Genomic DNA, 14,024 nt, shown 5'->3' on the forward strand with positions numbered 1-14,024 from the left:
CTATGAATCGCTGACAGGAACGGTGCCTGTGGTGCGGCGATCGCGGAGATAGGCAAAGACACTTTTGTCCCCGATATCTGCGGGAATATCTTGGAAGGCTTTGCGCAGGGCAAAGATCACAAACAACCCCGCCCACAACCCCAGCAGCTTCTGTTCAACACCCAGAGACAGCAACCCACTCCAGTGCCCCAAGAGCAACAATGGAATCATTGGGGTAAGAAATTTGGTTTCTAGGCGATTAAAGCAAACGGCTTCTTTGAAGAAAATCCCCGTTAAGGCCGCAAAGGTAAAGCCAACCCCCAGCAGGGTCAATGGTTGATGATAGATTGTCAGCACCAGGGGTGTCGGACTTAGAAGGGCGATCGCCCCAGCGGCTACGACTCCGATCACCCAAAACAGTTGCAGCAGGCGATGCAGGAACGCCATGTAAATGTGGATCGTGAGCAGGCTGACCCCCAAAGCCAGACAAAAAATACCGTAGAGTCCGGTAAGGGCTGACAACACCCCGGGATTCTGACTTTGCCACAGGGCTAAACCTGTTCCCAGGGCAAAGCTGAGAGCGGCAATTCCCAAACTGATGCGATAGATCACGACCCCACGGCGATCGCCCTGGGTAATGGTATATTCACCAAACTGTCCTTGGTAAAGAGTTGGTGCAGTGGATTGAGTCATGGCTGGGTACCAGTTTTTAGCGTTAAGTTCACAAACTACGAGAGGCACTGGCTCAAGTCTATCGAGGGACGCGATCGCACTACAATGCAGAAGTCAACCACCCCCTCCGTTAATTGTTCCTCGTCCATGGGTGTCAAGCCTCAATGAAGCTCACTGCACCACACGTCAGCATTGTCATCCCTGTCTACAACTGCGAACGATACATCCATCAGGCATTGACCAGTATTCTCAGCCAATCCTATCCCTCCTACGAGGTGATTGTGGTAGATGATGGTTCCACCGATCAGACGCGGCAGCAGCTCCAGTTATTTTGGCCGTTGATTTGCTATGAGTACCAGCCAAATCAGGGGGTTTCCAGTGCTCGGAATCGAGGCATCAACTTAGCGAAAGGCGAATTAGTTGCCTTTCTAGATGCGGACGACGTTTTTTTTGCCCAATAAGTTAGCCGCTCAGGTTGCCGTGTTCGATGCCCAGCCGGAGCTAGGCATTGTCCATAGTGGCTGGCGGCGAGTTACCCAGGACGGCGACCCCTTAACAGACGTGGAACCCTGGCACCATACGCCGCGCCTGAACCTGGAAAATTGGCTGCGCTGGAAGCCAATTTTACCCAGTGCCATGATGTTCCGTCGCAGTTGGCTAGAGCGAGCCGGAGGCTTTGATCCGCAGTTACACCAGGCAGAAGATACTGATTTAGTGCTGCGGTTGGCTTACTTGGGCTGCAAAGCCGATTGGTTACGGCAGATTACGGTTTGCTATCGTCAACATGGACAAAGTGCCTTTAACCAGAGTTTGGCTCAGGCTAGATCCTTGGAAATCGTCATTGATCGAGTCTTTGCTCAACCAGAACTACCCGTCCCAGTGCGAATGATGGAAAACCATATCCGGTACAACACCTTTGTCTGGATTGCCTGGTTGCTCTATCACACGGGTAGCCCCAAGATCATGGTGCAGTACTTACAACGGTCTTGGCCCTACACACCCTACTCCACTGTTGAGACCATCGTCAACTGGTTGGAAAGTTTTAGCCAGTTTACGAGGGGCGTTGGCGGCAGCCTAGACGCAGATGCCCTAGGGCAGTCACCCGAGTGGCAACAGTTGATGCACTGGGTGCTAGACAGCCCTAAGTGCTAGAGACGAGGGTAGACATCTCAGTTAGGATTTTCTGCATCTGCTTTTGCAGCCATTCTTCGTACAATTCCTCCATTAAGCTGTTTCGAGTTGCCTCATCCAATTGAGCGCTCAGAAGTTTTTCCAGGCGAATAATTACAATCCACTCGTCTAGGGGAAAGGGTGCCCACAGTTGCCCCGGTTGACTCATGCCAAGAATACGGGCAACCGTAGGATGAGGGCTACTCAGGGGAATGGGACCAATTACTCCCCCTCGCTGAGCCTCTGGCCCCTGGGAGTATTGGGTTGCCAGGTCACTAAAGGTCTGCTCTCCCTCCTGTAAGCGGAAATATAACTCTTGGGCAAGGCTGATGTCTTTGGTACGAATTAGGGAATACATCACCCGATCCAGGGCTGGCTTCCGTTTCATAAAGTAGGACTCGACCTTCGACCCAAAGGTGGACTGCTTGAATTGCCCAATCAAAAATTGGCGCACTGCTGCGTCACGCAGATGCTCGGAGGTCATGCCTTGCTGTTGTAGCCATGCCGCTTGGGCTTCGGGAGTCAAGAGTTGATGCTGCTGACAGAAAGCTTCGAGGGCGAGCTGGGGATCTACTTCAGTCTTGGTGAACGGTGCGATCGCGGCATCTAGAACTAAATGACGCACGAATTGGGGCATTAATTGATATCGGCATAAACGATTCGGCAATTCATGGAGGGGAATCACTGTCTCGCCAACTTGGAATCGCTTCACCATATGATCTCTGTCCAAATTGCTTCCTAATTGCAAAAAAGATAATTCGCTGGTATCGGGGTAGTCTCGCCCCCTCAACGAAGCACGATCGGGTTGCGCTGGGCAACGCCATGATTCAGGCACCTCGGTCTCCATTCCCCTGGATAAACCCAATCCTGCCCCCATGGGAGGAATAGGGGACAAAAACTACCTGGATAATTTAGGTATAGCATCTAGCATTGGCCGTTGACCCCTTAGGTCGCGTCATACATCATAGTATTGATACAAGGGTTTGAGGATATTTTTAGGTTTAGTCTGTATCTATATTTAAGCTTCAGGGACTGGGGAGTTAACAGACCGTTCCAGTTTCTTAGCTCATTAGTTTATCTGTGCAATTCAGGATCGATGATGCTGATCCGGTGAACGAGCTGACTTCAATCTATGGAAACTTCAAGCATGGCCTCGACGGTGAATCCAACTGTGAATCCAGAATTAGTGGCTCGTTATTTCACAGAGCAAGCGGCAGCCTTCTTGTCTCAGGGCAAGCATTTAGAGGCGATCGCGGCCTGCGAAAATGCCCTGAGCACCGATGCCAATTCAGCATTGGCCAGCAAACTACTGGGTAACGCCCTCCAGAGTCAAGGCCGCATTCCAGAAGCCATGCAAGCCTATCAACGGGCTGTGACCCTGGCACCGGAAATGGCAGAGGTTCACGCCAATTTAGGGAGCCTGTACGCTCAACAACACCAATGGCAGCAAGCAGTGGCCTGTTTCCAGCAGGCAATTACTTTGAAGCCCGATTTTGCCGGAGCCTATCGTAACCTGGCAAAGGTTTGGACCCAGATTAATGAACCCACCGCTGCCGCCAACTGTTGGTTCCATGCCCTCACCCTGGAACCCGACACGGTTAAACCCGCCGAACATGTCAACCTGGGGAATACCCTGTTGCAGCAAGGCCAACTCCCCCAGGCCATTCGCTGTTATCGTCAGGCCATCCAATTAGATCCCAATTTTGCAGGTGCCTACCAGAACCTCGCGGAGGCCCTGCGCCAGCAAGGAGCCTTAGACGAAGCGGTGGTCTATTACCGCAAGGCCATTGAACTCAATGCCACGGGACAGGGAATCCCCCATACCGTAATCACCAGCCAACCGAACCCGACCGTTAGCCCGGTCAAAAACGGCTACCATCCCAATACTGAAGCCATTGAAGCCCATCTACAAGAGGCTCAGACTTATTATCAGCAACGGCAGTGGCCCCAGGCGATCGCCGCCTGTCAACGGGTACTCCAGATCAAACCCGATGCAGCCCTCGCCTATAAAATTCTTGGGAATTCCCTGCAAGTTCAAGGGCAGACAGAGCAGGCGATGCAATGTTATCAGCAGGCGATCGCCCTCGACCCCAGCATGGCAGAGGTATTTGCCAATCTGGGGAGTCTGTATGCCCAGAAACAACAGTGGCAACCTTCGATTGCCCACTACCAGCAGGCACTGGCGCTCAAACCAGACTTTGCGGGGGCCTACCGCAACTTAGCAAAGGTCTGGACACAGGCAGGTAACCCTGCTGAGGCGGCTGAGTGTTGGTATCAAGCCTTCCAGCTAGAACCTGATCAGAGTAGCCCTGAATCCCTGGTAAACCTGGGCAATTCTCTCCTCACTCACGGAAAGCTAGAGTCCGCGATTCACTGTTATCAAGGTGCCTTGAAGTTAAACCCTCATTTTGCGGGGGCTTACCAGAATTTGGCCGAAGCCCTGGGACGACAAGGGAAATCCCAGGAAGCAACGACCTATTATCGACGGGCCATTGAGCTGATGACGGCGGGGGGAAACACGCCTTCCCAGCAGCTGGAGAGTCTGCCCCCTCCCACTCCCCTGCCGACCCAGGAGAGGTTACCTAGCCCCATTCCCCTGCCTATCCGCAATGGGGTCGTCCCCCCATCCATCGCCCCCAAGCCTGAAGATTCAAAGCCTGAAGATCCAGGCATCTACCTTCAACAAGCGAAAACCTATTATCAGCAGCAGGCATGGAGTCAGGCGATCGCCGCCTGTGAACGAGCTTTGCAACTGAAACCTGATCTTGCTGTGGCTGGCAAGATGATGGGCAATTCTCTGGAAGCCCTGGGACGGATTCCGGAAGCGATTCGCATCTATGAACGCGTGGCGCAAATTGAACCCAACCTTGCGGAAGTCCAGGCTAAACTAGGTCGCCTCTATACACGGGAACAACAGTGGCAGTCGGCGATCGCCTGTTACCAGCAAGCGATCGCCCTCAAACCCAGCTTTGCGGAGGCCCACCGAGATCTCGCCACCCTCTGGCAACAAGTGGGGCAGGCCGATGAGGCTAGTGCTGCTTTGTACCAAGCCTTCACCCTCAATCCAAAACTAGCGACGACGGAGGATCTCCTGACGCTAGGCAATACCCTAGTGGAACAGGGGAAGGTGGCAGAATCCCTCGCCTGTTATCGGCAAGCTGTCCAAATGGGTTCTGGCTCCTATGCGGCCTATCACAACCTCGGTGAGTTGCTCAGTAGTCAGGGACAGTGGCAAGAAGCCATTAGCTTTTATCAACAAGCCCTCCAGCAGCATCCTCAGCATCCTGACTCTCTCTACAGTCTGGGTAAAGCCCTAGCAGCCCAGGGTGACGGCGCAGCAGCCATTTCAGCCTATCGGCAGGCCATTGCGGCGAAGGCCGACTTTACCGATGCCTATATCAGCCTTGTCAATTTGCTAGAGCAGCAACAAGACTGGGCAGCCGTTATCCCCTGCTACCAGAAACTCGCAGCACTCCAACCCAACTTCTGGGAAGCCCACCACAAACTGGGGGATGCCCTGCAAAAAGAACAGCGCTGGTCAGAAGCGGCAACGGCCTATCAACAGGCGATTGAACTGAATGAAAACTTTAGCTGGTCTTACAACAATCTTGGAGAAGTGCTGATCAAAGCCGACCGCTGGCAGGACGCTATTGCTCCCCTGCGACGGGCGATCGCGCTCAAACCCGACTTCCACTGGTCTTACTACAGCTTGGCTGAAGCCTTGTTTCACGAACAGGAATGGGGGGAGGCGATCGCTTGTTACCGCCATGCCCGACAATTGGCTGCGGACATTCCCTATCTGCACCAAAAGCTCGGCGATGCGCTATTTAAGCGAGCCCAAGGCGATTTGCGAGAAGCGCTGAATTGCTTCAATCAGGCAATCTTGGAAAATCCAGATGACTTGCAAAACTATCATAAAGCGCTGGAAATTAAACCCGATGATACGGAACTATACCTGAAATTGGGGAATGTGCTGTTCCGCCATCATCAGTTGGATGGTGCCATTGTTTTTTACCAAATGGCGCTGCAACTGGAACCCGATAATAGCAGTATCACCTACCTACTGAACCAAGTGTTGTTCAAAAAGAACCATGGCTAGCTGAATGAGCCTAGCTCAAGATTCTAGGCATTTGCATTCCCTAGGGGATGGACTGCACGCTTGAATAGGCGACCGCCATTCCACGGGAGATAGCGGGAAACACGCTATAGTGACGGGAGAGTTTTACAGTAGTCGCGTTGTGCTCTATGGCATTAGAAGACAAGGATTCGGGTACCGCTTCTCCGTTTAGTTTGGGGAATTTTCTCCGGGAGAATGTGCCGATCCTGGTTCTTGCCCTATTCTTGGCTGTTTTGATTCGCGCCTTGGTAGCTGAGCCGCGGTTTATTCCCTCGGATTCCATGCTACCCACCCTGCAAGTAGGCGATCGCCTGATTGTTGAAAAGCTATCCTATCGATTTCGCCCCCCTGCCAAGGGGGACATTGTTGTGTTTGAGCCGACCCCCCCAGCTGCAAGTTTTGGGGTTTCATGCCGATGATGCCTTTATTAAGCGCGTGATTGCAGCCTCGGGCCAGACAGTGGCGATCGCCCAGGGGAGGGTCTATCTGAATCAGCAACCCCTCCAGGAAGCTTACATTGCCGCAGCTCCAGAGTATCGATGGGGGCCGCAGCAGGTACCCGACCAGACTTATTTTGTCATGGGGGATAATCGCAACAATAGCAATGACTCCCACATATGGGGATTTCTCCCACAGCAGAACATTATTGGTCGTGCCTGCTTTCGCTTCTGGCCCCTGAATCGGTTTGGCCCCGTCGGTTAGGTTGGCCTCAAAACCGCAGGTAGTGCATTAACTCTGTCACCAAGGTCGCGGGCAGGGAGAGCCGTTGTTGTAAATCAGCTAGATTGCGATAAAGACCCGTTTGCTGCCGTTGTTCGACGAGGGCTTTTGCCAGCCCTGCATCCATCCCCGGAATTGCCAGTACGTGCTCAAGGGCAGCGGTGTTGACATTCACTGTGGTCACAGTAAAGATACTGTCGGCATCATAAAAATGAAAGCTTAAAACGGGTTCTAAAGGCTTCAGCCGCTGCACAGGTAGGCTCAAAGCAGCCGCCAGATCTTCTAAGCAGTGGAACTGAACCCCTGATTGACTCAGATTGACTAGCATTCGGGCTTGATGAATCGAGAGACCGGGTAATCGCAACCAGTCATCCACACAGGCTTGATTGGCATCAATTTTGACCCCTAGGGAGGCGGCAATCTGAATTTCCTGGAGCGATCGCAGCCGATAATAGGGATCATTGAGAATGCGCGATCGCAGGGAGGCAGGGAAGGGGTTCAAAGCTTCAGCAGCGGGGAACAGTTTTTGGATACTCTATCATGGTGACGCATCCTCCCGAAGATCTGCGGGACTTCAACTTTGCAAGGGGGGGATTTATGTCCCTTCTAATCATCAAATCGATCTATAGACATGAGCATATTGACAAGAATTCAATACAAATTGCGCCAGTCTGGCGTGCGGGGTCTTGTCGCGAGTGGGTTGCGCTATCTGGCAAATCGCATTGACCCTAAGCTGGGACACAACAACGCAGGGAAACAACAAACCAATGAATTTCTTACATGGGTTCGCTTCGCAGTCCCAGGGATGTTGGGGCAGGGCAATGTAGACGCAATGGAGTATGCGGTGGCGAACATGCCACCGGGGAAGCCAGTATTGGAAATCGGTTCATTTTGTGGCCTATCGACTGTCGTCTTGTCTTCCTTGCTTGACAAGCACTCGAAGAATAATCCGATTTTTACTTGCGATAAATGGGAATTTGAAGGCCAACAACTTGGAGCGCCTCTCGGAGACTCACCATCCGTTACTCATGATGCTTATCAAGCATATGTGAAAAGTACATTTATTCGCAGCATGCAGACCTTCACTGCCAACAGACTACCCTATACTATCGAGTGTTTGTCTGACGAATTCTTTCTCGGCTGGTTTAATCACCAGAAGGTTGTTGATGTATTTGATCGCCCAGTAACGCTTGGGGGTGAGATTAGTTTTTGTTACATTGATGGGAATCATACGTACGAGTTTGCAAAACGAGATTTTGAGAATACTGATAAGGCGCTGGTTTCCGGCGGATTCATTCTTTTCGATGACTCTGCTGACTTTAGTCACTGGGAAGTCAATCAATTAACTCGGGAAATTGCCTCAGGGCATCAATATAAATTGGTTTCAAGAAATCCAAATTACCTTTTCCGAAAGCTGTGAAACAGAACGGAAGATAACAAGCCACAGATGCGCGTGATCTTTAGACAATTTGATCGAGTAATTGTCGCCGTTTTTGCTCAAACTCGTACTCAGAAATCAGCCCATCCTCCCGCAGTTGATCCAGTTGACGCATCGCTCCCGCTACATCTTCAACCCGTTGGGCGATGGCGGTAGGGGGTGGCGAGATCGAGGCGGCAGGATACTGGGATAGGATCGGGACAACGCCGCCATTAAAATTGGCATCAAACTGTGTTGGGTCTTGGGTGAGGTACCAAACCCCTTCGATGGCACTGGCTACATGGGGAATTGGCGTCCAAGACAGCAGCAGGTACACCACGCCCCAACCAAATTGCCCCAGATACAGCTTGTGGAGCCCAGCAACGGGAATCACGGTGCCGATGAAGGCCAGAAGGATAGCAATCATCCGACTTTTGGGCTTACTCAACATACTGAAGCACAACAATTGCAACCACTTACTTTGAAGATGACAGATCCCCCATCACTCTGCCACTCTCTGGGGCAAATCACCGCAACTTTGCCCTCGGATATCTGGTCTTGTAGACTCAGAAATCTCGCCAGAGTTCCGGGCGATGGCCGGAGGCCGATCTAGCGACCGAGGAGTGACTCCGCCCATGACCATGGTGGAATCATGGTTTAATTCAGGTAGATCTGCCCTGGAATTTAACCCATTTTTATGCCGCTGCCGACCGTTATTCTCCCTGGATATTTTGCCGGTGCGGAAGCCTATCGTGGCCTGGAGCAGTTTTTCCAAGCCAAGGGATATCCAGTGGTCACAGTGCCACTGCGGCGGCAGGACTGGCTGCCGACGGTTGGTGGACGTTCCATGGCTCCAATTTTGCAGCCCCTCGATCGCACCATCCAGCAGGTGCTGCAACAATACCAGGTATCCCAGGTGAACCTGGTGGGGCATTCGGCCGGGGGTTGGATTGCCCGGATTTATCTGGGGGCACAGCCCTATTGGGGGCGTTCAGGGGGAGAACCCTGGGCGGCTCACCCTCAGATCAAGACCCTGGTGACCCTGGGCACTCCCCATCGCAGTCGGGAGCGTTGGACACTCAGGAATCTAGACTTTGTAAATACCCATTATCCGGGGGCATTCTACCCTAACGTTCGTTATGTCTGTGTCGCGGGGAAAGCTATCTATGGAGAACGCCGCTGGGGTGCCTGGATTGCTTACAGTAGCTATCAACTGACGGATGGACAGGGGAATGTCTGGGGGGATGGGATTATCCCGATTGCGGCTGCCCACTTAGAGGGAGCCGAGAATGTGGTGCTCGACCAAGTTCAACACTCCCCCAAACCAGGCAGTTTATGGTATGGATCTCCCGAGGTCTTGCCATCCTGGATATCATATTTACAGTAGCAATCTCCATTGGTTTGCCGCTGTTCATTCCCCAGTTTGATCAAGAAGTTCCAGAAGATGATGGTTCCACCAGACTCTAAAAATCAGCAAATTTCAATGACGCCCCTCCTCACCTATCCCGGCTGAAGAGGATGCTGCAGCTCCACTCACCCTATCGCCTGGGGTGATCGTTATTAATTCGGAATTGGAATCTTTATTTATGGGAAAAATTTTAGTCATTGAAGATGAGGATGCCATTCGCTCCAATATCTTAGAAATGCTGGAGGATGAAGGCATGGAAGCCGTCGGAGCTGCCAATGGCCTCCTGGGTGTCCTGTGGGCACAAAATCATGTTCCTGACCTCGTGATTTGCGACATTATGATGCCGGAATTGGATGGGTATGGGGTGTTAACGGCGTTGAAAAGTAACCCGACAACCGAGTTAGTGTCCTTCATTTTCTTGACAGCAAAGGCAGAGAAAAGTGATACCCGTTATGGGATGAACCTGGGGGCAGACGACTACCTAACCAAGCCCTTCACGAAAAAAGAATTACTGTCAGCCATCCATACCCAGCTGAAAAAACATGCAGCAGTGACAACCCGTGTGAATATGGAACGTTATCGGGTTGAGGCCATTGAGCAGCGACTCCAAGAGCTGAATTTAGTCGCCAATGCGGAAGGAGATGTGTTGCGCGACTTCTTTGAACAACTCACCAACCCCGTGACGCGCTGCAAACTCGCCATTTATATGTTGGAAAATGATGCTACCGGTGATGGCCGCAGACCGACTTTAGATCATCGCAGCGATCTCTACCTTGACATTCTCCAAACAGAATTTACCCAGAACCCCGAGTTGTTCCAACAGTGTATTAAATCCCCCCAGCTGCTGTCGCTGTCAACGCTGAAACTTCTGCGCCAGCATGGCTTAATTCCCAGCTAAATGTTGTCAGCCCATGGAGCAGCTAGACGCACCTCTGATCTTGATCGCGGATGACCAAAAGGTTATGCGCTATCAACTCCGTGAGGTGATGGAACAGGCGGGATATCGCGTGCAAGAAGCCTGGGATGGGGGGCAGTGTCTGGAACTCTATAGCCAGAACCAGCCAGACATTGTGTTACTAGATGCCATCATGCCGGTGATGGATGGCTTCACCTGCTGTGCTCAACTTCAGCAACTCCCTGGGGCTCAATATTCTCCCGTACTGATGATTACGGCTCTGGAAGATCAAGAATCGGTGGATCGGGCCTTTGAAGTCGGAGCCACGGATTACATCACCAAACCCATTCACTGGGCAGTACTGTTGCAACGGGTAAGACGCCTGATTCAACAGTCCCGACTCTATCGACAGCTAGAAGCCGCCAACCAAACCCTGGAGATTCGGGTTCAGGAACGCACAGCGGCTTTGCGGCAATCGAATGAGCAACTCCAACGGGAAATTGCCCAACACAAACTAGCACGGGCTGCCTTGCAACTGACCACAGAGCGGCTCCAGGCGGTCATTGATGCTGTGCCGGGACTGGTGTCTTGGATCAGTTCTGATCTTCAGTACCTTGGGGTGAATCGCTACTTGGCCCAGGCCTTTAACCATACCCCTGAGGCTTTTGTTGGTAAGTCTGTTGGCTTTCTAGATGGCGAAACAGAGCTACAAAAATCTGATTTTAATACCTTTGTCCATGAGTTTTTTGCCAGTGAGGTGATTACGGCGACTCGAGAACTGATCGTTGAGATTGAGGCTGTCCCCCAAAACTATTTGGTCATTGCCCAAGCCTATCAACAGGGACAGGCGGCGGTGTTTGTGGGCATTGACATCACTGCTCAGAAACGAGGTGAGGCCGCTCTTCAAGAAAGTGAGCAGTTGTTCCGTTCCTTAAGCGCCTGTTCCCCCGTGGGCATTTTTCTGGCAGATACGACGGGGCACTGTACCTACACCAACCCCTGCTTCCAGACAATCGCGGGCTTTACCTTTGAAGAAGCTTTGGGAGAGGGGTGGTTAGAATTTGTCCATCCCAGTGATCGCCCCCTGGTGGTCAACGAATGGCAAGCCTATACCCAGGAAGCCAGGGAATTCTCCATTGAGTTTCGGTTTCAGCCCCCCGTGGGCTTGGGGCGTTGGGTAGCTGCCCGCACCTCTCCCATGTTCACAGACAACGGCAAACTGCTGGGTCATGTAGGAACGGTGGAAGATATTACCGAAAGCAAGCAGGCCGCCGAAGATATTCGCAAGGCATTGGAAAAAGAAAAGGAACTGGGGGAGCTGAAGTCCCGCTTCATTACCATGGTTTCCCATGAACTGCGGACACCCTTGACCACCATCCAATCTTCTACAGAACTGCTGGCGGATGCTGGTTATAAGTGGTCTGAAGAACGGCAGAAGCGTCATTTTCAGCAAATTTACACCGCCATTCATCGCATGACCAGCTTGCTGGGGAATGTTCTAGCCATTAGCAAGGCCGAAGCTGGAAAGTTAGAATATCGACCTACGCTCCTCGATCTGTCCCGATTTTGTCTCGATTTAGTCGAGGAGGTGAAGCAAATTGCCGATAGTAGTCACAACATCCTGTTCTTTCAGGACGGCAACTGCGGGTCAGCTTCGATGGATCAGACTCTGTTGCGTCATATCCTCACCAACTTATTGCTAAATGCCATCAAGTACTCCCCCAACAGCCCCACGGTTTGGTTTAAGCTCACCTGTCAGTCCCAGGAAGCCATATTTCAAATTCAAGATCAAGGTATTGGCATTCCCGAGGAGGACTTGCGACAGTTGTTTGCCTCCTTTCATCGAGCTCGCAATGTGGGAAATATCCCCGGCACGGGTTTGGGACTCGCCATTGTCAAAAACTGTGTGCAACTCCATGGGGGCAAAATTGCGATCGCCAGCAAAGTCGGTAAAGGCACCCGATTTACCATTACCCTGCCCCTCCAGAGCCTCGTTGAACCCCTCACTCGTGAGGTTCTCAATCCCCAATAGCCCTGACAGTGAAGCTGCAACCTGACCTCACTGGTGGCGGATGCGATCGTAAATTGCCACATAGCTCTCACCCGGATGATTCCAGGAATAGTCGTAATCCATGCCCTGGGTAACCAGTTGGGCAAAGGCTTGGGGATGGTGTTGCCACAGTTCCAGGGCGCGATCGATCGCGGATTCGATGGCAGTGTGATCCGTCTGGAAGAAAACATAGCCATTGCGTGCGTCTGGGGGATGAGACTCGTCGTAGTCGCGATCGAAGACCGTATTCACCAACCCGCCCACACCCCGCACAATTGGAACCGTGCCATACTTCAAGCCAATCATCTGGGTCAATCCACAGGGCTCGTAGTGGCTGGGAACGACAATCATATCGGCACCCGCATAAATCAGGTGGGAGAGTTCTTCGTTAAAGCCCAGTTCTAAATGCACATCTGGATGGTTGTTCAAATGCTGTTTCTCATGCCAGAACCAGGAATGAATTCCCGGTTCTGTTGCTGCCCCCAGCAAGACAAACTGAGCCCCCTGTTGCAGGGCATAGTAAATGCCATGGTGAACCAGATGCACCCCTTTTTGCTGGTCGAGACGACCAATGTAACAGATGATGGGTTTGTCAGTATCTTGCAACAGCAACCGTTGCCGCAGCGCCTGTTTATTTTTCACCTTGCCTTCCCGATTTTCTGCGGTGTAAGGGTGAGGAATGTAGCGATCAATTTCGGGATTCCAAATATCGTAGTCAATGCCGTTTAAGACACCGGAAAATTTATGTTGATGCAAGTGGAGCGTATGCCCCAATCCACAGCCCATATCTGTGTAGTGAGCTTCCCAGGCATGATTGGGAGAAACCGTCGTCACGTAGTTTGAGAACACAATTCCCCCCTTCATGTAGTTCAAAGCAAAGGGATTAAAATTGTCTTTGAGCCGTTCGTCCTGAAAATAATAGGTCGCATTATTCAGTCCCGTAGCCTGGAGGATGTCAGCCCCGGCGATTCCCTGATGTTTGAAGTTGTGGATGGTATAACAGACACGCTGATGTTCCATCCCATGGTACTTATACATCTCAAAAAGCATGACGGGAATTAGTCCCGTTTGCCAATCATGGCAATGGATCACATCTGGGCGTTTGTTACTTTTTAATAAAAACTCCAGCGCTGCTTTACTAAAGAAAGCAAATCGCATCGGGTCATCTGAGCACCCGTAATAGCAGCCGCGATTAAAGAAATAATCATCCGAGTTAGGCTCAATAAAGAAGCACAGCCGCCCATGAACCCAACCACAATCGACCTGACAACGAATTGCCCCGTCATACCAGGGAACTAACAAGTCACGGTAGGCATCATGGAGTCCCCAAATGTGGTCATACCGCATACAGTCGTACTTGGGCAGAATCAGCTCAACGGTATGACCGCGATTCTCTAACTCCCGACTGAGTCCATAAACCACATCACCCAAGCCTCCAGCTTTGATGACAGGGGCACACTCAGAGGCAACCTGTACGATGTACATCCCTACTCCTTACTGAAATGTCAACAGATCAACTGAACTTCACAAAAGTATATATTTTTTGGGTAAAGAATGTGGACGAATTGCTCCTATGGAACCAGCCCGGAGAAACCG

12 protein-coding genes and 1 pseudogene are annotated in these 14,024 nt (G+C 51.7%); 8 read left to right on the forward strand and 5 right to left on the reverse strand.

The window, feature by feature from the left end; genetic code table 11:
* Complete coding sequence (locus DO97_RS12305) at window positions 1-672, reverse strand: DUF2301 domain-containing membrane protein (protein ID WP_036533767.1); 672 nt, start codon at window positions 670-672, stop codon at window positions 1-3.
* Window positions 673-815: 143 nt separating this feature from the next.
* On the opposite strand from DO97_RS12305, the gene DO97_RS25155 reads away from it, so the two are divergent.
* On the forward strand, window positions 816-1,112 hold the full coding sequence (locus DO97_RS25155; protein ID WP_204368611.1) for a glycosyltransferase family 2 protein: 297 nt from the start codon (window positions 816-818) through the stop codon (window positions 1,110-1,112).
* Complete coding sequence (locus tag DO97_RS12310; RefSeq protein WP_204368612.1) at window positions 1,102-1,803, forward strand: glycosyltransferase family protein; 702 nt, start codon at window positions 1,102-1,104, stop codon at window positions 1,801-1,803. The genes DO97_RS25155 and DO97_RS12310 overlap by 11 nt, the downstream gene beginning before the upstream one ends.
* Here the strand turns inward: DO97_RS12310 and DO97_RS12315 are convergent.
* Window positions 1,793-2,536: a peptidylprolyl isomerase gene (locus DO97_RS12315; protein ID WP_036533876.1), complete on the reverse strand. Its 744-nt coding sequence runs from the start codon at window positions 2,534-2,536 to the stop codon at window positions 1,793-1,795. The two genes, DO97_RS12310 and DO97_RS12315, sit on opposite strands and share 11 nt — an antisense overlap.
* Before the next feature lie 417 nt (window positions 2,537-2,953).
* On the opposite strand from DO97_RS12315, the gene DO97_RS12320 reads away from it, so the two are divergent.
* Together DO97_RS12320 and lepB are read left to right on the forward strand one after the other, a co-directional pair.
* Complete coding sequence (locus DO97_RS12320; RefSeq protein WP_081980735.1) at window positions 2,954-5,920, forward strand: tetratricopeptide repeat protein; 2,967 nt, start codon at window positions 2,954-2,956, stop codon at window positions 5,918-5,920.
* A 146-nt stretch (window positions 5,921-6,066) separates the two neighbouring features.
* Window positions 6,067-6,640: pseudogene (gene lepB / locus DO97_RS31210) on the forward strand (signal peptidase I).
* Between the two features lie 7 nt (window positions 6,641-6,647).
* Here lepB and DO97_RS12330 read toward each other — a convergent pair.
* On the reverse strand, window positions 6,648-7,160 hold the full coding sequence (locus DO97_RS12330) for a ComEA family DNA-binding protein (protein ID WP_036533770.1): 513 nt from the start codon (window positions 7,158-7,160) through the stop codon (window positions 6,648-6,650).
* A gap of 138 nt (window positions 7,161-7,298) precedes the next feature.
* Here DO97_RS12330 and DO97_RS12335 point away from each other — a divergent pair, with 138 nt between their 5' ends.
* Entirely contained in the window at window positions 7,299-8,078 is a 780-nt protein-coding gene (locus DO97_RS12335) for a class I SAM-dependent methyltransferase (protein ID WP_162182992.1), read from the forward strand.
* Window positions 8,079-8,118: 40 nt separating this feature from the next.
* Here DO97_RS12335 and DO97_RS12340 read toward each other — a convergent pair whose 3' ends face one another.
* A complete protein-coding gene (locus tag DO97_RS12340; RefSeq protein ID WP_036533774.1) occupies window positions 8,119-8,526 on the reverse strand; it encodes an NINE protein in 408 nt (135 codons plus the stop codon).
* Window positions 8,527-8,772: 246 nt separating this feature from the next.
* Here DO97_RS12340 and DO97_RS12345 point away from each other — a divergent pair, with 246 nt between their 5' ends.
* The 3 genes from DO97_RS12345 to DO97_RS21105 all read left to right on the forward strand — a co-directional run bounded on the left by DO97_RS12345 (window position 8,773) and on the right by DO97_RS21105 (window position 12,410).
* Window positions 8,773-9,462, forward strand: coding sequence for an esterase/lipase family protein (locus DO97_RS12345; protein ID WP_036533776.1), 690 nt, complete (start codon window positions 8,773-8,775; stop codon window positions 9,460-9,462).
* A gap of 199 nt (window positions 9,463-9,661) precedes the next feature.
* Window positions 9,662-10,381, forward strand: coding sequence for a response regulator transcription factor (locus DO97_RS12350; RefSeq protein ID WP_036533779.1), 720 nt, complete (start codon window positions 9,662-9,664; stop codon window positions 10,379-10,381).
* A 13-nt stretch (window positions 10,382-10,394) separates the two neighbouring features.
* Window positions 10,395-12,410: an ATP-binding protein gene (locus DO97_RS21105; protein WP_052128688.1), complete on the forward strand. Its 2,016-nt coding sequence runs from the start codon at window positions 10,395-10,397 to the stop codon at window positions 12,408-12,410.
* Window positions 12,411-12,437: 27 nt separating this feature from the next.
* Here DO97_RS21105 and glgA read toward each other — a convergent pair whose 3' ends face one another.
* Complete coding sequence (glgA, locus tag DO97_RS12360) at window positions 12,438-13,913, reverse strand: glycogen synthase GlgA (RefSeq protein ID WP_036533781.1); 1,476 nt, start codon at window positions 13,911-13,913, stop codon at window positions 12,438-12,440.
* Window positions 13,914-14,024: the final 111 nt, after the last annotated feature.

Source organism: Neosynechococcus sphagnicola sy1, assembly GCF_000775285.1.
GTDB lineage: Bacteria > Cyanobacteriota > Cyanobacteriia > Neosynechococcales > Neosynechococcaceae > Neosynechococcus > Neosynechococcus sphagnicola.

Excerpts from the sequence above, each read along its gene's own strand:
- DO97_RS12320 (WP_081980735.1), top strand. The coding sequence starts at position 2,954 with ATGGAAACTTCAAGCATGGCCTCGACGGTGAATCCAACTGTGAATCCA.
- DO97_RS12345 (WP_036533776.1), top strand. The coding sequence starts at position 8,773 with ATGCCGCTGCCGACCGTTATTCTCCCTGGATATTTTGCCGGTGCGGAA.
- DO97_RS12305 (WP_036533767.1), bottom strand. The coding sequence starts at position 672 with ATGACTCAATCCACTGCACCAACTCTTTACCAAGGACAGTTTGGTGAA.
- DO97_RS21105 (WP_052128688.1), top strand. The coding sequence starts at position 10,395 with ATGGAGCAGCTAGACGCACCTCTGATCTTGATCGCGGATGACCAAAAG.
- glgA (WP_036533781.1), bottom strand. The coding sequence starts at position 13,913 with ATGTACATCGTACAGGTTGCCTCTGAGTGTGCCCCTGTCATCAAAGCT.
- DO97_RS12315 (WP_036533876.1), bottom strand. The coding sequence starts at position 2,536 with ATGGTGAAGCGATTCCAAGTTGGCGAGACAGTGATTCCCCTCCATGAA.
- DO97_RS12340 (WP_036533774.1), bottom strand. The coding sequence starts at position 8,526 with ATGTTGAGTAAGCCCAAAAGTCGGATGATTGCTATCCTTCTGGCCTTC.
- DO97_RS12350 (WP_036533779.1), top strand. The coding sequence starts at position 9,662 with ATGGGAAAAATTTTAGTCATTGAAGATGAGGATGCCATTCGCTCCAAT.
- DO97_RS25155 (WP_204368611.1), top strand. The coding sequence starts at position 816 with ATGAAGCTCACTGCACCACACGTCAGCATTGTCATCCCTGTCTACAAC.